Origin of the sequence: Acinetobacter faecalis (assembly GCF_034187745.1) — a bacterium.
GTDB classification, from domain to species: domain Bacteria; phylum Pseudomonadota; class Gammaproteobacteria; order Pseudomonadales; family Moraxellaceae; genus Acinetobacter; species Acinetobacter faecalis.
On record NZ_JAXHPF010000005.1, the window covers coordinates 126,942 to 148,128 of the forward strand.

The following is a 21,187-nucleotide window of genomic DNA, read 5'->3' on the forward strand; positions in this document are numbered from 1 at the left end:
AAATAATTTGTACTTCCTTGGTATTTTGACCAAATTTCTGTGCCTATTTTGTCTTGAAATTGGATATATTCAATGACTTAAACAGCTTAACTTAATTTTATAATGTAGTTTTATCATAAACTGTGCTGACAAAATGTAGCAAATCATTGCAAAATTCGGTTATTGTTTTTCATGAAAAACTCCAAAAACGGATACCGATATGATTGGCGCATTGATGCTCGACATCGCTGGCACAGAACTTACTCAAGAAGATATTCAACTATTACAAACTCCGCAAGTCGGTGGTGTCATTTTATTTGGGCGAAATATTGAATCGCCAAAGCAAGTTCGTGCGCTAACAGACCATATGCGACAAATTCGACCTGAAATTTTAATTGCAGTCGATCAAGAAGGTGGGCGTGTACAACGCCTTAGAAAAGGCTTTACCTTACTTCCTGCAATGGGTCGCTTTGGTGAACTGTATAAAACTAATCCTAATAAAGCTTTAGATTTAACCGAACAATGCGGATGGTTAATGGCAACGGAAGTACTTGCTGTTGGCATCGACTTCAGTTTTGCACCTGTTTTGGACTTAAATGACATTAGCGATGTTATTGGCGATCGTAGCTTTGCCACCAATATTGATGACATTATTCCACTTGCTGAAGCCTTCTTAAAAGGCATGAAACGTGCAGGAATGGCATCTACAGGTAAACATTTCCCTGGACACGGTTCGGTAAAAGCAGATTCACATGTTGCCGCAGCAATCGATTCGCGCTCATTTGAAGAAATTCAACAAAAAGACATGCAAACATTTATTCAACTTAAACCACAGTTAGATGCATTAATGCCTGCACATGTGATTTACGACAAAGTAGATCCAAACCCTGCTGGTTTTTCTGATTTTTGGATTCAGCAAGTTTTGCGTAAAGATTTAGATTTTGATGGTGTGCTTTTCTCTGATGATTTAAGTATGCAAGCTGCATGTGTTGCAGGTGGTGCAGATGCCCGAATCCAAGCTGCCCTAAAAGCAGGCTGTGATATGGGCTTAGTATGTAATGACCGTGAAGCACAATACATTGCTTTAGAAGGAATTGTAGATTTACCATTACCCAACCAAACACGTTTAGAACGCATGCGTGGTCGTATTCTAGATATTAAAATTGACGATGAACTTGCGCTAGGCGATGAATGGCTAAAAGTTAGAGACAATATTGTCGCATTTAAGAATTCATTAGATTAATCGTTTTTAAAGAGCATCTTTGGATGCTCTTTTTTTTATAAATAATAGATGCTAAAAAATATTATAAAACTTTAAATTTCATGTATTTTCCAAATATATAAATCAAAAACATTATCTCAACAGTATGATTCATTGTATTTTTCTTGATTGATGCTTCATTGTCCTGCTTAGGACTGTTAATATCGAGTAGAAATTTCTAAGTGATCAAACCGCTATGCAAGAGTCTATTGAACAATATATGCAAACGGTAGGACAACAAGCTCGCAAAGCATCACGCGTGCTCGCAAGTGCCTCTACCCAAGCAAAGAATAACGCTTTATCTGCAATTTATACTGCTTTACAAAACAGTGAATCTGCAATTTTAGCTGCTAATCAAATTGATATGACCAAAGCACATGCCAACAATTTGGACAGTGCCTTACTTGATCGCTTAGAACTTACACCCACACGCTTTCAAGGCATGTTAGATGGCTTAAAAGATGTCATTGGACTTGCTGACCCTATTGGTCAAATTACAGATATGGCATACCGTCCATCAGGTATTCACCTAGGTAAAATGCGCGTACCTTTAGGCGTTGTCGGTATGATTTACGAATCTCGTCCAAACGTAACTTTAGAAGCTGCTTCGCTTGCGCTTAAATCTGGTAATGCCATTATTTTACGTGGTGGCTCAGAAGCACTTGAATCGAATAAAGCCATTGCTGAAGCGGTTCAGCACGGTTTAAAAACTGCAGGTTTACCTGAAAATTCTGTACAAGTGATTAATACTTCAGATCGTGCGGCTGTAGGTCAACTCATTACCTTAACCGAATTTGTGGATGTGATTATTCCACGTGGCGGCAAAGGCTTAATTGAACGTATTACTAACGATGCTCGCATTCCTGTTATTAAACATTTAGATGGCAATTGCCACGTATTTGTTGAAGCACAAGCAGACTTTAACAAAGCACTTCCTATTGCCTTAAATGCAAAAACACATCGTTATGGCGTATGTAATGCCATGGAAACTTTACTTGTAGATGAAAAAGTTGCAGCTGAGTTTTTACCTCAAGTAGCAAAACTTTATGCAGAAAAACAAGTTGAACTTCGTGGTTGCCCAGAAACTCAGAAAATCCTTGGAAGTACTGTTATTGCGGCTACAGAAGAAGATTGGTACACAGAATATTTAGGACCAATTCTAGCTGTTAAAGTTGTTTCAGGCATGGATGAAGCAATTGATCATATTAACAAATATGGTTCACATCATACCGATTCAATTATTACTGAAAACTTTAGTCTTGCGCGCCAATTCCTTGCTTGCGTAGATTCAAGCTCCGTCATGATTAATGCATCAACTCGTTTTGCGGATGGTTTTGAATATGGTCTAGGTGCTGAAATTGGTATTTCTACAGACAAAATTCATGCACGTGGTCCAGTAGGTTTAGAAGGCTTAACATCGCAAAAATGGATTGTTTTTGGCGATGGTCAAATTCGCCAATAGATCAAATTAAAGACAAACAAAAAGGGTTAATTTTGAATTAACCCTTTTTTTATTTATTTGAAAAAATAAGTTGATAATTTCATAAGAAATAATTTATAAATCGCATTTAATGTATTAAAAAATAATCACATATTATTTTTATGGATATTTTGCAAACTATGCTATGTTAATTGCATATTTCAAATGAAATACCACTATTTCAGTAATAAATGGAATCAATAGATCCATAAATTTTAATTATTATTGAATGAAGGGTCGATTGTGCTTAAGTCTAATCTCCTAAAGTCTATCTAGGACAAGAAAAAAGCACATGATACAAATATACACATAGATCAAAAGATAATGAATATCAATGATCAAGGGTAATACAACAATTCAAGTACGATAATTTTTAATTAAGGGAAAGGTCATGCCTAAATCAGTACTCGTAATCAATTGCGGTTCATCTTCAATCAAATTTGCACTTTTACTCGAAGATCAAGACTTTCGCATTCACGGTTTAGCTGAAAATTTAGGTACACCCGAAGCCCGAATTAAAGGTGTCACTATCGGCAATGAACCTGTAGATATCCGTATTCCAAATGCAGACCATAGCGAAGCATTAGAAGTTGGCTTATCACGCTTAGCAAACTACAAACCAGATGCAATTGGTCACCGTATTGTACACGGCGGTACATTAACTAAAGCCGAACTTATTACAGACGATATTATTGATACGATTCGTCAAGCTACACCACTTGCTCCGCTTCACAACCCTGCTCACTTAGTAGGTATTGAAGCGACTCGTCGTTTATTCCCAGATTTACCACAAGTTGCTGTTTTCGATACAGCATTCCATCAAACAATGCCTGCTCATGCTTATCGCTATGCTGTGCCTAAGTTCCTATACACAGAACATAACGTACGTCGTTACGGTTTCCACGGTACAAGCCATGCTTACGTTTCTGAACGTGGTTCTGAACTTGCAGGGAGCTTCAAACAAGGTGGTTGGTTAGTTGCACACTTAGGTAATGGTAGTTCAACTTGCGCAGTATGGAATGGTCAATCTGTAGATACTTCTATGGGATTAACACCACTTGAAGGCCTTGTAATGGGTACACGTAGTGGTGATGTTGACCCAAGTATGCACAGTTTCCTTGCGAAAAACTTAGGTTGGGATATCTACAAAATTGACAAAATGCTCAATAGCCAATCTGGTCTTTTAGGTTTATCTGATCTTTCTAACGATATGCGTACATTGATCGAAGCTTCAGAACAAGGCAATGAAGATGCTGCTTTAGCAATTGAAGTATTCTGCTACCGTCTTGCTAAATCTCTTTCTGCATTAAGCTGTGGTTTACCACGCTTAGATGGCTTATTCTTCACAGGTGGTATTGGTGAAAACTCTGCTTACATCCGTGAAAAAACATTAGGCTACATGCCACACTTTGGTTTCAACCTAAGTAAAGATGGTAATAACAACTTAAAACGCGGTACAGAAGGTCGTATCGACAATGGAACTGGTCCTCAAATTTGGGTAGTTCCAACCGATGAAGAAGGTCGTATTGCGAAAGAAACTGCGTCTGTTGTTCAAAGCGAATTTGGATCATTAACCGCAAAAAAGTCTGAAGCAGTATCGGCTTAACGTATTACATTTAACTCAATTTAATTTAATTTTTAAGATTTAGACGTATATGAAAACGATTTTATTGGTTCCAACAGGTGAAGGCATAGGTTTAACATCTGCGTGTTTAGGTCTAATTTATGCTTTGGAATGCCAAGGCATAAAAGCTGGTTTCTTAAAGCCCTTCTCTCAAGAAGCGCAAGCAAAAACGGAAGATCGTACAGCAGCGCTTTATCAGCATTTATTTAAAGATGAAACTGTTGAACCAATAGACTTCGAAACACTTACTCAGCGCCTTAACCAAGGCGAAAATGATGAGTTACTTGAAGATGCAGTTCGTTTTCATCGTCAAATTGCAAAAAAGCATGAGTTAATTATTGTTGAAGGTCTTGTACCAACAAGCCGCGACCCTTTTGCAGCAGAAATTAATACAGCACTTGCAAAAGCACTTGATGCAAAAGTAGTGATTGTAAGCAACGCAAATATTAATCAAGCGACCGCATCTGCTGAAAAAGTTGAAAGCCTATTACGCCAATATGGTGGTGTTTCTTGCGGTCGCATGTCGGGCGTTTTATTCATGCGTACCAAAGGTTTGTCAGAAGAATCTGCACAAATTCCTGTAACGCTAGATCCAAGCTTACGTTTAGTAGATGAAACTCAAAGTTTTGTTACTCAAATCCAAAAAACGCATGCACATATTGGTTCAAAAGATTTACCTGTAATTGGCTTAGTGCCTTTTAGTAATACACTTAGCGTACCTCGCATTTCCGATCTTGCATCTCATATTCAAGCAAGCTGGATTAACCGTGGTGATGCAAATCAACGCCGTGTTTTACACAGTAGTTTAATTGCTTCAAATATTGAACGTGAACTTAATAAATTTGTTGCTGGTGAGCTAATTATTAGTGCATCTGACCGTATTGATGTGCTTTTAGCAAGTAGCCTTGCAAGTAGCAATGGTATTCCACTTGCTGGTTTAGTGCTTACAGAACACCATCAGCCAAATAATGATGTTCTGAATTTCTGCCAATCTGCAATTAAACTTGGTTTACCAATTTTACATACGCCATTAAGCACGTTCGAAACATCTCAACGTCTTGCTAACTTTGGTAATGAAATTCCTGTAGATGATACAGAGCGCGCTGAACAAGTAACTCGTTTTGTTTCAAGCCATATTCATCCGGATTGGTTAACAAGTCTAATTAATGGCACGCATCAACAACGTCTGTCACCTTCTGCTTTTCGCCATGAATTGGTACAAAAATCAATTGCTGCGAAAAAGCGTATTGTGCTTCCTGAAGGCGATGAACCTCGTACTATTCAAGCAGCAGCGATTTGCCAATCTCGTGGTATTGCACAATGTATATTGTTGGCAAAACCTGAATCTGTCGTTGAAGTTGCAAAAGCGCGTGGTATTGAACTTCCAAACGATTTAGAAATTATTGATCCTGATCTCATTCGTGATAATTACGTTACGAAAATGGTTGAGCTTCGCAAAGGTAAAATCAACGATCTTCAAGCAAAAGAACAGCTTCAAGATACTGTTGTTTTAGGCACAATGATGTTGGCTTTAGACCAAGTTGATGGTTTAGTTTCAGGTGCTGTTCACACAACTGCAAATACAGTTCGTCCTGCGTTCCAGCTCATTAAAACTGCGCCAGATTACTCGCTTGTATCATCTGTATTCTTCATGTTGTTACCAGATGAAGTTTATGTATATGGTGACTGTGCAATTAACCCAGATCCTAATGCAGAACAACTTGCGGAAATTGCAATTCAATCTGCCGATTCTGCAAAAGCATTTGGTATTGACCCACGTATTGCAATGATTTCATATTCTACTGGCACTTCAGGTGCAGGTGCGGAAGTTGAAAAAGTGGCTGAAGCAACTCGTATTGCGAAAGAGCGTCGCCCTGATTTACTAATTGATGGTCCACTTCAATACGATGCAGCATCTGTTGAAAGTGTTGGTCGCTCTAAAGCGCCAGATTCTAAAGTTGCAGGTCGTGCCAATGTATTTATTTTCCCAGATTTAAATACAGGTAATACGACTTATAAAGCCGTTCAGCGTTCTGCAAATGTAGTAAGCGTTGGTCCAATGCTTCAAGGTTTAAACAAGCCTGTAAATGACTTGTCTCGTGGTGCATTGGTCGATGATATTGTATTTACAATTGCATTAACGGCAATTCAAGCAGAGCAACAATCTGCTTAAGCTTTAAAAATTAACGTCTCCGCGTTCCCCACCTCATCGAAAGATGGGGTGGTTTTTTATTTTGTATAACCTCTATTATATTAAATAAGCTCTAATCATATGTATTAGAACCAAAAATCACCTTTCCATTATGAATTAATACCCACCCAATTTAAACTATTATCAAAAATTAATATTTCATCTGGAGAGTAATAAAAATCATCGAAAAATTTCACGAAAATCTTCCATTTTGTTATAACAGCCATATCAGGTTGCCAAACTATGTAAACATCTTTTTGAAAAGCTAATCCTGTATGAAATAACCACTTTTTAAGTGTTTCATCTTCCACACTGATTTCTCTGAAACAATTAAAGTTTTGTCGGAAAATTAAGTTTTTAGCTATCTCTGAACTATAACGCCAAAGAAATCTTACTGCTTTGGGAACAATAGGTTTTATTTGATCTAAATGTATTTGATTGAGCTTTGCATAAGACTCATCATCAAATCTCCAATGTAATGGAAATTGATCAAATTGGATTGTGTTTTTTTTAACTTTTTAAATCCATAATTATTAAATTAATTTTTAAATTTCCCCCAAATTAACATAGAACACATTACACACAAAAACACATTAATCAATCAAAAATATAAATTAATGTATGTATCAATAATGAAATGAGTACAATGATTAATAAACCACCATACCGATAAAGAAAATGCTTAATATGAGATTGATCAACCTCATTGATCATTTCCTCCATATCATCATTATGAATATATGTCTCGGATAAACTTCTAAAAGTTTCACCATGGTCACCACGTACTCTAGAACCATCATCAAAATATTCTGCAATTTCTATCATTTTAATAATAAATCTATCATTTGTGGTATTTGCCCACAGACTATTATCCGAATAGAATAGCGTAAAATCTTCGTCATCATTGCTACAAAACATTGATGTATTATTAGACTCTCTATAAATAAAATTAAATCTATTTTCTAATATAACTCTTAATACTCCAAAATTATTTATAATTTTATAGCCCTTTGAATTAGTATTTATTATGTGTACATGATAGCCCATTGTTTACTCCAACAGGTAAATGAAACCCTTATAAATTTTAATCTATACAATGATTAATAAAACTTTAAAAATATTCAAAATATAGAATTATTTTCTACATTTAAATACATCAGCAACAACCAAACTCATCGCAAAAATAATGAATTACCATCTTCTTTAATTTATTAAAACATTAATTCTTATCTTTCCAATACCTGTATAAATCTACTTTCCCATCTAATCGAACAGGCAAAAATTGAATTAAAACTTTTTGTTCGCTAAGTGGTTTTACTAACTCGTTATAAATATGCTGTGTCGATAACCCAAAAGGCTCTGCTTCTTCATTTGAATATGCATAATGCACTTCATTAATACCAACCATATGAATTGCAGCTAAACACATCGGACAAGGATGTCCACTTGCATAGACAATACAACTATCTAAACGACTTGAACCCAAAACTTGACTGGCTTTTCTAATTGCCGACAATTCTGCATGTGCAGTTGGATCATTCGTTGTCAAAATTTCATTAACACCTGAGGCTATAATTTTTCCATCTTTCACCACTACAGCCCCAAATGGTCGACCACCCTCATCCGCATTTTTATAAGCCAAATTTAATGCTTCTTGTATAAAAGTAGATGCTGTATTCAGCATAAGTACAACCTCATAAAACCAATGACAGAAATATTTTAATTTATCACCAAAGCTTTATAGATATAGGGAAGTTATGTAAATTACGAAAATTTGAGATTTGAGATTTGAGATTTGAGATTTGAGATTTGAGATTTGAGATTTGAGATTTGAGATTTGAGATTTGAGATTTGAGATTTGAGATTTGAGATTTGAGATTTGAGATTTGAGATTTGAGAAGAATATTACTTTTATAAAATTTTAAGCAAAAAAAAAAGAAGATAAAGCTTAGGCTTGATCTTCTTGTTGACCGTAGAACCAAGTTGCTGCGATAAACATAGAAAAACCAACGACTGAAACAATTGCTGTAATCATAATTTCATACTCTAACTTTGATATGAACATTATCTTAAAGTTTTATGACAGTTATATGACAAGTACAAGACATTAGTAAAATTAAAAATGACAATATTATTCAATACCTTAAGACAAATTTATGAATTTTAGTTTATCTTATATGACATATGTTTCATGAAATATGACAAATAATGCATTAAAAACCATCAAATATGACAGCTAAAATTAAAATTATAAGAACATATTAAACTTTCGCCCAAAGCTTGATCAAAACACCCACAAATCATACATTTTGTCTTATAATTTAGCCCGCTAGCTAACAGCCCGCTCAAGAGATTTTTGTATGACTACTATTATCAAGCAAGATGACTTGATCACATCGGTTAAAGATGCGCTTCAGTTCATTTCATACTATCACCCACAAGACTTCATCCAAGCGATGAGCCGTGCGTATGACCGTGAAGAAAACAAAGCAGCAAAAGATGCGATCGCACAAATCTTAATTAACTCTCGTATGTGTGCAGAGGGACATCGTCCAATCTGCCAAGATACTGGTATCGTAAACGTATTCGTTGAAGTGGGCATGGACGTTAAATTCGATTTAACGATGAGCTTAGACGACGCGATTAACGAAGGTGTACGCCAAGGTTACTTAGAAAATTCTAACGTACTTCGTGCATCTGTACTTGCTGACCCAGCATTTGGTCGTAAGAACACCAAAGATAACACCCCTGCTGTGATCTACCACAAACTTGTTCCAGGTAACAAAGTAGACATTACTGTTGCAGCGAAGGGTGGCGGTTCAGAAAACAAATCTAAACTTGCAATGTTGAACCCATCTGACTCAATTGTAGATTGGGTACTTAAAACTGTTCCAACCATGGGTGCAGGCTGGTGTCCACCAGGTATGCTGGGTATTGGTATCGGTGGTACAGCTGAAAAAGCCATGATGCTTGCGAAAGAAGCACTCATGGAAGAGATCAACATGGACGAACTTCTTCGTCGTGGTCCACAATCTAAACTTGAAGAACTTCGTATCGAAATCTTCGAGAAAGTAAACGCACTCGGTATTGGTGCACAAGGTCTTGGTGGTTTAACAACTGTTCTAGACATCAAAATTAAAGATTACCCATGTCACGCTGCGGGCAAACCAGTCGGTATGATTCCGAACTGTGCTGCAACGCGTCATGCACACTTCACACTTGATGGTTCAGGCGTTGCAAATATTATTGCGCCTAAACTTGAAGACTATCCATCCGTTACTTGGGATTCATCTTCTTCTAAACGTGTTGACTTAGACAACATCACTCAAGAAGAAATGAACTCTTGGAAACCAGGTGATACGTTACTTCTTAACGGTACGATCTATACAGGTCGTGACGCTGCGCACAAACGTATGGTTGACATGCTGAACAACGGTGAAGAGCTTCCTGTAGACCTTAAAGGTAAGTTCATCTACTACGTAGGTCCTGTAGATCCAGTTGGCGATGAAGTTGTAGGTCCTGCAGGTCCAACAACAGCAACACGTATGGACAAATTCACACGTCAAGTCCTTGAAGCGACTGGCATGTTCGGTATGATCGGTAAAGCGGATCGTGGCCCTGCTGCTGTTGAAGCAATCAAAGATAACAAAGCAACTTACCTCATGGCTGTTGGTGGTGCTGCTTACTTAGTATCTAAAGCGATCCGCGAAGCTGAAGTGGTTGCCTTTGCTGACTTAGGTATGGAAGCAATCTACAAGTTTGTGGTAAAAGACATGCCTGTATCTGTTGCAGTTGACGTAAACGGTACATCTGTTCATGCAACTGCGCCAAAAATTTGGCAAGCTAAAATTGGTAAAATTCCAGTAGTTGATGCTGCTGCGAAATAATTACTAATTTTGCATATGAAATGCCACCACTTCTAGGAGTGTGTGGCATTTTTATTTGCTTCAAAAATTAAAATCAAATATAAAAAAACGCGCATCTAAATGCGCGTTTTTTATAACTTAAAGAAATTAAGCAGATTTATTCACAATTTTTAAATCCGACTTTGCTTCTTCTTGCTTTTCTTCTTGCTTCGGCTGACGCTCAGCTTTCAACTCTGGTTGAGCATTGTCATTAATGACAGCTTCTGTCACAACAACTGTGCCTACATCTGTACGACTTGGTAAGTCATACATAGTTTCAAGCAATGAGTTTTCAAGAATTGAACGCAAACCACGTGCACCTGTATTACGCTCTAATGCTTTCTTCGCAACAGCACGTAATGCAGTATCTTCAAATACTAAATCTACATTTTCCATGTCGAATAAGTATTGGTATTGACGTGTTAATGCATTTTTTGGCTCAGTCAAAATTTGCATTAAAGCTTCTTCATCAAGCTCATCTAAAGTTGCAACAACAGGAACACGACCAATAAATTCTGGAATTAAACCAAACTTCACAAGGTCAGTTGCTTCAACTTGACGGAACAAATCAGAAAGCTTTTTGGTTTCATCTTTTTTACGCACTTCTGCTGTAAAGCCAATGCCACCCTTTTCTTGACGCTGTTGTACAATTTTCTCAAGTCCAGAGAATGCACCACCACAAATGAACAAGATGTTTGAAGTATCAACCTGAATAAGCTCTTGTTGAGGATGCTTACGACCACCTTGTGGTGGAATTGCAGCAACTGTTCCTTCAATCATTTTCAGTAAAGCTTGTTGAACACCTTCACCAGACACATCACGTGTAATAGATGGGTTTTCAGACTTACGTGTAATCTTGTCAATTTCATCAATATAGATAATACCCTTTTGAGCTTTTTCTACATCGTAGTCTGCTTTTTGAAGAAGCTTTTGAACAATATTTTCAACATCTTCACCTACATAACCAGCTTCGGTTAATGTAGTTGCATCTGCCATTGCAAAAGGCACATCAAGTAAACGAGCAAGCGTTTGCGCAAGTAATGTTTTACCTGAACCCGTAGGACCTACAAGCATGATGTTACTTTTTGAAATCTCAACACCATCTTCTGCTTTATGACCGCTATTTTGCACTTTTAGGCGCTTATAGTGATTATATACAGCAACAGATAAAGTCTTCTTCGCAACATCTTGACCAATCACATATTGATCTAATGCAGCACGAATTTCATGCGGTTTTGGTAAAAGTTTAGTCGCCCAATCACTTGATTCTACTTGTTGACTGGTTTGAACTAAATCTAAACATACGTCCACACACTCATTACAGATGTATGCGTCCTCGCCTGCAATCAGTTTCCCGACTTCAGACTGCGTTTTACCGCAAAATGAACAATTCTTATGTTCTTGAGGATGATCGGACATATTTACTCCAATAACTAATCTTTTTTAAATTGATGGACGTTTAGATAAAACTTCATCCACTAAACCGTATTCTTTTGCTTGCTGTGCAGTCATGAAGTTGTCACGATCTGTATCTTTAGCAAGGCGTTCATAATCTTGACCGCTATGTTCAGCCATCAAACGGTTTAAACGTTCTTTAATAAATAGAATTTCACGTGCGTGAATTTCAATGTCAGATGCTTGACCACGGAAACCACCTAATGGTTGGTGAATCATAACACGTGCATTTTCAAGGCAATAACGCTTACCTTTTGCACCAGCATTTAATAAGAATGCACCCATTGATGCTGCTTGCCCCATACAATAAGTCACAACATCTGGTTTTATAAATTGCATGGTATCGTAAATTGCCATACCCGCAGTTACAGAACCGCCTGGAGAGTTGATATATAAGTGAATGTCTTTATCTGGATTTTCAGCTTCTAAAAACAACATTTGCGCAACAATTAAGTTCGCCATATTGTCTTCAACTTCACCTGTTAAAAAAATCACACGCTCACGTAAAAGGCGTGAAAAAATATCAAATGAACGTTCACCACGGGAAGACTGTTCTACCACCATTGGAACTAAAGCATTTTCAATTGTTGGAACATACATACGTTTATTTATTCCTAAATTCTTGTGAGTTAACCCATAGCAACAATATGAGGGATATTTGCCAAAATTGCAAAATATTCACGATTAAATAGCAGAAATTTTTACACCAAACATATCAAATAAAAAGTGCTTTCTTTTATTTTATTTTTCATAAAAAAAGGCGCTTTGAGCGCCTTTTTTTATTTCAGCTAGAAATTAGCCTTGTTGACGAGCTTGTTGCTCTTTCAATAAGTCTTCATAGCTTACTTTTGTATCAGTTACTTTAGCAGACGCTAAAATGTGATCAACAACTTGATCTTCTAATACAACAGCTTCAATTTGTTGACGTTGTTGCGCATCGTTTTTGAAGAATTCAATTACTTCGTTTGGATCTTCGTAAGAAGAAGCCATGTCAGCAATGTAAGCTTCAACACGAGCAGCATCTACTTCAATTTTAGATTCAGCTAAAACACGGCTTACTAATACACCAAGTTTAACTGATTTTTCAGCTTGTTCTTTGAACAAATCATCTGGAAGCATGCTGCTGTCAAATGCTTTAGCACCTTGAGCACCAAACTGTTGAGTGAATTGCTGAATCATTTGTTGACGTTGACGGTCAATTTCTTGAGACAACATAGACTCTGGAATTTCTACTTCGTTAGCAGCTACAAGCGCATCAAAAGTTGCACCTTTAACTTGGTTACGAAGACCATTTTTCACTTCACGTTCCATGTTTTTACGAACGTCAGCTTTAAGTTTTTCAACGCCTTCTTCTTCAGTCAAACCAAATACTTTTAAGAATTCAGCATCAATTTCTGGAAGCTTTTGTTTTTCAACAAGCTTAACAGTAATTTTGAATTGAGCAGCTTTACCAGCAAGGTTTTCAGCTTGGTAGTCTTCAGGGAAAGTTACATCAATAACTTTCTCTTCGCCTTTCTTCATACCAACGATACCGTCTTCGAAGCCAGGGATCATACGACCTGAACCTAAAACAAGTTTAAAGTCTTCAGAAGAACCGCCTTCAAACTTCTCGCCATCTACAGAACCTTCGAAATCAAAAGTTACTTGCATGTCTTTTTTAGCCATACCTTTTGTTTCAGCCCAAGAAGCGCGTTGTTTTTGAAGATTTTCGATCATTTGATCTACATCTTTATCAGTTACTTCAGTTGCTTTACGTTCAACTTCTAAACCGTCAAATTTAACATCAACTTCAGGATAAACTTCTACAGTCGCTTGATACACTAAAGCATCATCTTTCATTTCAGTTGAATCGATGTTTGGCATACCAACAGCGTTGATTTTCTCTTGTTGGATTGCTTCGAAAACTGTGTCACGAATAATGTCGTTAACAACTTCTTGATAGATACCAGCACCGTATTCGCGACGAACTACGTTCACAGGTACTTTACCTGCACGGAAGCCGTTAATCTTTACAGTTTTGGCAGTGCGTTTCAAACGAGCTTCAAATTGCTCATTAATACGGCTCGTCGGTACTGATACATTTAAACGACGGGCAACGCCCGAAACCGCTTCAGAAGTTACTTGCATGGCTTCCTCGATATAATTGGAAATAACAGGTTTTTTTAAAAGTGCCATATTATATGACAACATTTAAAGATATACAAAAAAAGGATTATAGCACTTTTAGCTAAATTCGTAGCACAAAGCGTTTGCTCATATTTTATAAGTAACAATCAAGAGAAAATTGTTTACTTTTTATTGCTAATGATAATGTTTATCGTTATTATTGCGATCAATTATTATTCAAGCCCTTCTTTCTCGTCCAAATTTGGAATTCTGTTATGAGTAAGTTCAAACTAAATCCTTTATCTATCGCATTGCTTGGGGCAATTGCAACTCCAACTTTTGCAGAAACAACTACAGAAAATCAGAATCATCAATTATCAACAATTGTTGTTTCTGCAGCAGGTTTTGAACAAGATATTAAAAATGCACCTGCATCAATAAGCGTTGTAACAAAAGAAGATATTGAACGTAAAAATGCGACAAGCATTGCTGATCTATTAGTAGATATTCCTGGTGTCGATGTTCGTAATGGTGTCGGTAAAACTACTGGTCTAAATATCAGCATGCGTGGCATGGGGGCGGATGACACTCTTATTCTAATTGATGGACGTCGTCAAACAACATCAACAGATGTAACACCTAATGGCTTTGCAGAAACCTCTACTAGTTTTATGCCTCCTGTTTCTGCTATTGAACGTATTGAAGTCATTCGTGGCCCCATGTCAACCTTATATGGCTCTGATGCTATGGGTGGTGTAATTAACATCATTACTAAAAAAGTATCTGATGAATGGAATGGCAATATCACAGTTAGTGGTAACGTAATGGAAAGCGGAGCAGAAGCTGACTCTTGGAAAACTAGCTTTTTGCTTAATGGTCCATTAATTAACAATAAATTAGGTCTACAACTGCGTGGTAGTTATTTTGATCGTAGCAGTTCTGAGCGTGTTGTAGAAGGTTCAACAAGTAGAGATCCTCGTCCAAATACTGCTGAAAATTTCGATTTTGGTGGAAAATTAACATTTAAAGCTGATGAAAAAAATGCCCTATGGATAGATGCCTTCCACTCAAGTCAAAGCTATGATAACAAAGATAGCAGACTAGGCGATTTAGACTGGGTAAAAGAGCCAAATAAGGCTGCTGGCTATAAAGATGAGCTTAAATTCAATCGCTCTCAATTCGCAATTGGGCATGATGGAGACTATAATTTTGGTGTTTGGAAATCTTATATCAGTCTATCTGAAACAGAAACAAAGGGCCGTACAATCCCAACTGAAGCATTCCTTGCAGCTCAACAAATTAACAACCCATTAATTGGTACAGATCGAGTTTTAAAAAATGAAGACTTGATTGCCAATACCCATTTAATTTCAAGACTCGATAACCATAAAATCACAACAGGTGCTGAGTATAAAAAATTAATTATCAAAGATAATCTTACAGCTCATGATCCGAAAGGAAGTGAAAAATTTGATAAAGATTCTTGGTCTATTTATACCGAAGATGAATGGACTCTCTTAGAAAATCTCATGTTTACTTATGGCACTCGCTATGAAAAGCATTCTGGTTTTGGTGGAAAGTTTAGTCCACGAGCATATTTAGTTTGGAACACCAATGATATCCTGACTATAAAAGGCGGTGTTAGTACTGGTTATAAAGCCCCTTCAGCTAAAGATTTATTTGATGGCCTTATTAACTTACGCTCACAAGGGCGTGCCCATGTTTTTGGAAATCCAGACTTAAAGCCTGAAACCTCAACAAACTACGAGCTAGGCTTTAACCTTCAACCTACGGATAAATTAAACCTTTCTGCGACTGGTTTTTATAATCAAATTAAAGATGTAATTACCTCTGAATCTATAACTAACAACTGTACAGCCTCACGCGGCTGCTCACGTAGCATCAACGCTGATAAAGCTAAAGTATATGGAGCTGAGGTTACCTTACAATACAGTATTATTCCAGAATGGGATATTAAAGCAGCGTACACCTATACAAAAAGTAAAATTACCGATAGCAATAATCCTGAAACTGTAGGTAGCTACTACAACAACAATCCTCGCAATGCATTCAACCTAACTTCAACATGGCATATCAATCCAGCAATTGATGTGTGGCTGCAACATGAATATAAATCAAGCCGTGTTCGCTATAAAGAAGTCCCTAATTCTACAGAGCTAGAAGAGTTAGCTATTTATAATGCATCAGGCAATGAATATTCTGGTTACAACCTATTTAACTTAGGTGCAAGCTATACTGTCACAGACCGATTGCGCTTGAATATGGCTGTAAATAATCTTCTTGATAAAGATTTTACAGAAAACCAAACTATCCCTTATGGTTCTGGTGATGAAACTCAATCATATAAATATCTATCTGGTAATGAAGGTACTTATATCGCAGGCCGTAACTACTGGTTATCTATTTCATACGACTTCTAATTTTTAGATCAAATACAAAACCTGCTTCGGCAGGTTTTTTTACACTTAAACTACATTTATATTCCCCATAAAACAGCCCTAAAATTGCGGCTTTTTCCATTTTTATATAAAACACTTACTTAAAACCATTTTGTTATATTATTACATTTAAAAAATCATTTTAAATATTTTAAAGAATCGCTATTACCAATTCCAATATAAAGAATAATTAAATAAGAATCATTACTCTTTACACCTCATTTATTGTCTCTCTCCACTGGGTTTGAAATGGCTTTCATTAAAACGCGTAAAAAAATCGTATCTTCTGCGATTGTATCATCACTAAGTATTATGGCTGGACACGCAATTGCCCAAGATCAAGCAGCACAACTTGAAACAATTCATTCAGAGGCATCTGCTGAGCAAAAGCAAAGCTTAAAAGTAGATAAATCTGCAAATAGTAAATTTGTTGCTCCCCTTTTAAATACGCCAAAATCGGTTTCTGTAATTTCAAAACAACTACTTGAAGACACTCAAGTCACAACTTTAAGCGATGCACTTCGTACCGTTCCGGGCATCACCTTAGGTGCAGGTGAAGGTGGCAATCCAAATGGTGACCGTCCATTTATTCGCGGTTATAACTCTGAAAGCTCTATGTATGTAGATGGCGTGCGTAGCTCAACCTCTCAAAACCGTGAAATGTTTGCTGTAGAACAAGTTGAAGTGACCAAAGGTTCTGCATCTGCAATGGGCGGTGCTGGTACCACTGGTGGTAGCATCAACATGGTTTCTAAAGTTGCTAAAAAAGGAGATGCTTTAGAAGGTTCTGTTGCTGCGGGTACAGATGCATATAAACGCATTACCTTAGATGCCAATAAAGATTTTGGTAATGGTATTGCTGCTCGTGTAGCTATTATGGGTCACGAAAATGAAAAAGCAGGTCAACATAATGGTGCAGAATATTCACGTGTTGGTATTGCCCCAAGTATCACATTCGGTTTAGACACAGATACACGTGCAACTTTAAGTTATTACTATTTAAAATCGGATGATACGCCAGATTCAGGTGTTCCATACCAATACGACACTGTGAATAAAGGTTCGGCAGGAAAACCTGTAGAAGTTAAACCAGGAGTTTACTATGGTTGGAAAGATCGTGATTTCCAAAAGCAAGAAAACCAAAATGGTACAATTAAGTTAGAACACGATTTAACTGATAATCTGACAATCAGTAATACAGCGGTTTACGGTAAATCAAAAAATAACTATGTGATTACACAACCCGATGATTCTCAAGGCAACGTTGCCAATGGTCAAGTTTGGCGTCGTGCAAACACTCGCATTACAGATACAACGTCTTTTACAGACCAACTCGCATTAACAGGTAAGTTTAATACAGGCTCATTCAAACACTCTTTCAACACAGGTGTTGAATATAGTCGTCAAGATTCTGACCGTGGTAACTACAAAGTAACCGATACAAATACATCTGCTATTAACAAAGATTCATGCCTTTTAGCCAATTCAAATGGTTGGTGCACAGATTTAAATAATCCAAATGCAAATGATCCGTGGTTAGGTGACATTGCTTCAAATAGAAGATCAACCAATGTTACAACGCAAAATACATCTCTTTATTTCTTAGATAATATTGAACTTAGCCCGCAATGGCTATTAGATGTTGGCGTTCGTTGGGATCAATTTGATAGCAAATGGACAGCTATTCAAGACCAAACAGGTAGAGATGGTACAGTTACAGATAAAGCAGGTACTCAATACAAGAGTAAATCTGACTTTTTCAACTACCAAGCAGGTTTAACTTATAAACCAACTGAAAATGGTTCAATTTATGCAAGTTATGCAACATCTTCAAACCCTGTGGGTGTAGATGGTGGCGATGGTTCTGAAGGCATTAACTCAGGCGCAAATTCATATATTAATGAATTAAAACCTGAAGAAGTTCGCACTATGGAACTTGGTACAAAATGGGACTTATTTAACCAAAAGTTAAACTTAACTGCTGCTATTTTCCGTACAGAAAAAACCAATACTCGTTCAACAGATGCTAATGGTTTAACAAGCAATATTGGCGAAACTCGTGTAGATGGTATTGAGTTAGGCGCAAACGGTAATATCACAGATAAATGGGCTGTTTCTGCAGGCTATACTTATTTAGATAGTGAACTTATTGATGGCGGTTTTGTAGAAGCACCGAAAGGTTCTAAAAACTATCAACCAAACCCTAACAATGGCAATCAAGTTCAAAACGTTGCGAAAAACTCTGCAACACTTTGGACAACTTATGCTTTAACACCTGCATTTACAGTGGGTGCTGGCGCAGTTGCAATGGATAAAGTATATGGCGATGCTGCAAATACAAAATGGGTTTCAGGCTACGTTCGCTACGATGCAATGGCACGTTACAACGTAAACAAGGATGTTAATCTGCAATTAAACATTAATAACCTTTCAGACAAACGCTACTTCAATAAAGCATATGCTTCACACTATGCAACTGAGGCAGAAGGTCGTAGCGCAGTATTAGCGATCAACTTTAAATACTAAGTTTGAAACATTTATCCCATAATTTATTTATGGGGTAAAAGATAGAATAGCCTCTAACGCTAGAGGCTATTTTTTAATATAACTGCTATAAATAAATTTATTATATTTTCAAAAGGTATTGCCGTGATTCATCATATTCCCAATGTCTTAACTAAAGAACAAGTCCACTATTTCCGTACAGAAATGGACAAGGTCAATTGGGTTGATGGCAAAGTTTCTACGGGATCACTTTCTGCAAATGTAAAACAAAATCAACAATTACCTGAAGATCATCCATTAACAAGTCATTTGGGTGACATTATTTTAGATGCACTTTCCAAACATCCTTTATTTATATCTGCTGCATTACCACTGAATATTTTACCGCCCTATTTTAATCGCTATGAAAATGGCGAAACTTTTGGCTTTCATGTCGACAATTCAATTCGTTGGATTAAAGGGACAAATCAAAAAGTTCGCACAGATTTATCTTGCACACTTTTTTTAAGCGAACCTGAAGAATATGAAGGTGGTGAACTGGTTGTTGAAGATACCTATGGCTATCACGAAATAAAACTTCCTGCGGGCGATTTAATTTTATACCCATCAACAAGTGTGCATGAAGTTAGTCCTGTGACATCTGGCTGTCGTGTAGCTTCATTTTTTTGGCTACAAAGTATGATTCGTGATGATGCGAATCGACACATATTATTTAACTTAGATCAAAGCATTCAAAACTTAAGAACACAATTGGGTGATACTCACGAAGAAGTTATAAAACTTACAAGCCTCTACCACAACCTTATACGAAAATGGGCAGAACTCTAAGTCACAGCTATCTTCCATTTTCAAAGGATTTCTCATGAAAAGTAAAACAATTTTAGAACCGCTGAAACAAATTCCAGCGTATCTTCAAACAATTCATGATTATGAAATTGAAGCTGAAAAACATCTTTCAGAAATGGTATGGAGTTACTTACAAGGTGGCTCTATGGATGAATACAGTGTTCAGGAAAATATTTCCATTTTTAAAGATATTCAACTTTTACCACGCATGTTAAAAGACTTAACACATGGCAATACCGAATGTGAAATTTTAGGTCAACGCTACCCTCACCCTATTTTTCTTGCGCCAATTGGACATCAGCAACAGTTTCATCCTGATGCTGAAGCAGCCTCTGCATTAGCTGCTGAAGTGATGGGAAGTAATATTATATTAAGCACATTTACCAATACCGATATGCGAAGTCTTAAACAAGAAAATCCGTATAAATGGTTCCAATTATATTGGCAAGGTGAACGTGAAAAATCTTTAAATTTAGTGAAAATGGCAGAAGAACATCAATATAAAGCCATTGTTATTACAGTTGATTCACCACATACAGGCATTCGTGATCGTGAGCGTAAAGCTTTTTTCCATTTACCTAAAAATATGCAACATCCTCACACACCTTCGCATATTCCCTTACCTGAATTAAAACAAGGTGATCATCCAGTATTTAATGGGCTAATGCGTATTGCACCCGCTTGGGATGACATCGCATGGATGGTTCAACAAACAGATTTACCCATTATTTTAAAAGGTGTAACGCATCCTCAAGATGCATTGCTTGCAATTCAACATGGCGTGAAAGGTTTAATTATTTCGAATCACGGCGGGCGTGTTTTAGATACTTGCATCTCCCCACTACTTTCATTGCAGATGATAAAAAAAGTAGTTCATGATGATTTCCCACTTATTTATGATGGTGGAATTCGACGTGGTTCCGATGTTTTCAAAGCCCTAGCCTTAGGTGCTTCTGCGGTTTGTATTGGTCGCCCTTATATTTATGGATTAGCTACAGCAGGTGCTTTAGGCGTTGCTCACGTACTCAAAATTTTAAAAGAAGAATTTGAAATTACAATGGCACTTATGGGAACAGCAACCTTAAAGGACATCAATAAAGAATGTATTTTCCAAAAATAAACATATATGCGGAATATTTTTTCATTAATTCTTGTTAATACGCAATTTTAGGAATTTTTTTTCGGAATGATTATCTTAAAATTAAGTTATAGATTTACAAGATTGTAGTAAAGCTAAGTTCTAAAGAATTAAAAAGATTTTTTATAACTTTAGCCTAAATAATGCCTTAACACTCTTGTAAATTGCTAAAATAGACACAATCTATATTCATAGTACCTTAGCGTTATCCACGACAATCATTCGGGTGCTATAAAGG

At 36.8% G+C, this 21,187-nt stretch carries 15 protein-coding genes; 9 read left to right on the forward strand and 6 right to left on the reverse strand.

The features are described 5' to 3' along the window. Nucleotides 1-199: 199 nt before the first annotated feature. From nagZ to pta, 4 genes are all read left to right on the forward strand, one after another. Nucleotides 200-1,222 (forward strand): beta-N-acetylhexosaminidase, encoded by a 1,023-nt coding sequence (nagZ, locus tag SKM54_RS07145; RefSeq protein WP_321094971.1) that lies wholly within the window; start codon nucleotides 200-202, stop codon nucleotides 1,220-1,222. A 214-nt stretch (nucleotides 1,223-1,436) separates the two neighbouring features. After that, complete coding sequence (locus SKM54_RS07150) at nucleotides 1,437-2,702, forward strand: glutamate-5-semialdehyde dehydrogenase (protein WP_248103805.1); 1,266 nt, start codon at nucleotides 1,437-1,439, stop codon at nucleotides 2,700-2,702. Nucleotides 2,703-3,111: 409 nt separating this feature from the next. Continuing rightward, nucleotides 3,112-4,326, forward strand: a complete 1,215-nt coding sequence (locus tag SKM54_RS07155; protein WP_321094973.1) for an acetate/propionate family kinase — start codon at nucleotides 3,112-3,114, stop codon at nucleotides 4,324-4,326. Between the two features lie 49 nt (nucleotides 4,327-4,375). After that, nucleotides 4,376-6,517, forward strand: a complete 2,142-nt coding sequence (pta, locus tag SKM54_RS07160) for a phosphate acetyltransferase (RefSeq protein ID WP_321094975.1) — start codon at nucleotides 4,376-4,378, stop codon at nucleotides 6,515-6,517. Nucleotides 6,518-6,645: 128 nt separating this feature from the next. On the opposite strand, the gene SKM54_RS07165 is transcribed toward pta, so the two are convergent. The 3 genes from SKM54_RS07165 to SKM54_RS07175 all read right to left on the reverse strand — a co-directional run bounded on the left by SKM54_RS07165 (nucleotide 6,646) and on the right by SKM54_RS07175 (nucleotide 8,216). Next, entirely contained in the window at nucleotides 6,646-6,846 is a 201-nt protein-coding gene (locus SKM54_RS07165; protein ID WP_321094978.1) for a hypothetical protein, read from the reverse strand. Between the two features lie 286 nt (nucleotides 6,847-7,132). Next, a complete protein-coding gene (locus tag SKM54_RS07170; protein ID WP_321094980.1) occupies nucleotides 7,133-7,582 on the reverse strand; it encodes a hypothetical protein in 450 nt (149 codons plus the stop codon). A gap of 172 nt (nucleotides 7,583-7,754) precedes the next feature. Further along, nucleotides 7,755-8,216: a nucleoside deaminase gene (locus SKM54_RS07175; protein ID WP_407061299.1), complete on the reverse strand. Its 462-nt coding sequence runs from the start codon at nucleotides 8,214-8,216 to the stop codon at nucleotides 7,755-7,757. 679 nt (nucleotides 8,217-8,895) lie between these two features. On the opposite strand from SKM54_RS07175, the gene SKM54_RS07180 reads away from it, so the two are divergent. Further along, nucleotides 8,896-10,422, forward strand: coding sequence for a fumarate hydratase (locus SKM54_RS07180; protein WP_321094984.1), 1,527 nt, complete (start codon nucleotides 8,896-8,898; stop codon nucleotides 10,420-10,422). 126 nt (nucleotides 10,423-10,548) lie between these two features. Here the strand turns inward: SKM54_RS07180 and clpX are convergent, their stop codons facing one another. The 3 genes from clpX to tig form a co-directional block, all read right to left on the reverse strand. Next, complete coding sequence (clpX, locus tag SKM54_RS07185) at nucleotides 10,549-11,859, reverse strand: ATP-dependent protease ATP-binding subunit ClpX (protein WP_321094986.1); 1,311 nt, start codon at nucleotides 11,857-11,859, stop codon at nucleotides 10,549-10,551. Between the two features lie 24 nt (nucleotides 11,860-11,883). Next, nucleotides 11,884-12,495: an ATP-dependent Clp endopeptidase proteolytic subunit ClpP gene (clpP, locus tag SKM54_RS07190; RefSeq protein WP_154771756.1), complete on the reverse strand. Its 612-nt coding sequence runs from the start codon at nucleotides 12,493-12,495 to the stop codon at nucleotides 11,884-11,886. Between the two features lie 195 nt (nucleotides 12,496-12,690). Beyond that, complete coding sequence (gene tig / locus SKM54_RS07195) at nucleotides 12,691-14,022, reverse strand: trigger factor (protein WP_248101987.1); 1,332 nt, start codon at nucleotides 14,020-14,022, stop codon at nucleotides 12,691-12,693. Nucleotides 14,023-14,276: 254 nt separating this feature from the next. On the opposite strand from tig, the gene SKM54_RS07200 reads away from it, so the two are divergent. From SKM54_RS07200 to SKM54_RS07215, 4 genes are all read left to right on the forward strand, one after another. Continuing rightward, nucleotides 14,277-16,442: a TonB-dependent receptor domain-containing protein gene (locus SKM54_RS07200; protein WP_321094988.1), complete on the forward strand. Its 2,166-nt coding sequence runs from the start codon at nucleotides 14,277-14,279 to the stop codon at nucleotides 16,440-16,442. A gap of 267 nt (nucleotides 16,443-16,709) precedes the next feature. After that, nucleotides 16,710-18,986 (forward strand): TonB-dependent receptor, encoded by a 2,277-nt coding sequence (locus tag SKM54_RS07205; protein WP_321094990.1) that lies wholly within the window; start codon nucleotides 16,710-16,712, stop codon nucleotides 18,984-18,986. Nucleotides 18,987-19,109: 123 nt separating this feature from the next. Then, a complete protein-coding gene (locus SKM54_RS07210) occupies nucleotides 19,110-19,793 on the forward strand; it encodes a Fe2+-dependent dioxygenase (protein WP_321094992.1) in 684 nt (227 codons plus the stop codon). 34 nt (nucleotides 19,794-19,827) lie between these two features. Then, nucleotides 19,828-20,931 (forward strand): alpha-hydroxy acid oxidase, encoded by a 1,104-nt coding sequence (locus tag SKM54_RS07215; protein WP_321094994.1) that lies wholly within the window; start codon nucleotides 19,828-19,830, stop codon nucleotides 20,929-20,931. Nucleotides 20,932-21,187 lie beyond the last annotated feature (256 nt).

What these genes read in the sequence shown, in the direction of transcription:
- nagZ (WP_321094971.1), top strand. Translation starts at nt 200, where the DNA reads ATGATTGGCGCATTGATGCTCGACATCGCTGGCACAGAACTTACTCAA.
- SKM54_RS07150 (WP_248103805.1), top strand. Translation starts at nt 1,437, where the DNA reads ATGCAAGAGTCTATTGAACAATATATGCAAACGGTAGGACAACAAGCT.
- SKM54_RS07155 (WP_321094973.1), top strand. Translation starts at nt 3,112, where the DNA reads ATGCCTAAATCAGTACTCGTAATCAATTGCGGTTCATCTTCAATCAAA.
- pta (WP_321094975.1), top strand. Translation starts at nt 4,376, where the DNA reads ATGAAAACGATTTTATTGGTTCCAACAGGTGAAGGCATAGGTTTAACA.
- SKM54_RS07170 (WP_321094980.1), bottom strand. Translation starts at nt 7,582, where the DNA reads ATGGGCTATCATGTACACATAATAAATACTAATTCAAAGGGCTATAAA.
- SKM54_RS07180 (WP_321094984.1), top strand. Translation starts at nt 8,896, where the DNA reads ATGACTACTATTATCAAGCAAGATGACTTGATCACATCGGTTAAAGAT.
- clpX (WP_321094986.1), bottom strand. Translation starts at nt 11,859, where the DNA reads ATGTCCGATCATCCTCAAGAACATAAGAATTGTTCATTTTGCGGTAAA.
- clpP (WP_154771756.1), bottom strand. Translation starts at nt 12,495, where the DNA reads ATGTATGTTCCAACAATTGAAAATGCTTTAGTTCCAATGGTGGTAGAA.
- tig (WP_248101987.1), bottom strand. Translation starts at nt 14,022, where the DNA reads ATGCAAGTAACTTCTGAAGCGGTTTCGGGCGTTGCCCGTCGTTTAAAT.
- SKM54_RS07200 (WP_321094988.1), top strand. Translation starts at nt 14,277, where the DNA reads ATGAGTAAGTTCAAACTAAATCCTTTATCTATCGCATTGCTTGGGGCA.
- SKM54_RS07205 (WP_321094990.1), top strand. Translation starts at nt 16,710, where the DNA reads ATGGCTTTCATTAAAACGCGTAAAAAAATCGTATCTTCTGCGATTGTA.
- SKM54_RS07215 (WP_321094994.1), top strand. Translation starts at nt 19,828, where the DNA reads ATGAAAAGTAAAACAATTTTAGAACCGCTGAAACAAATTCCAGCGTAT.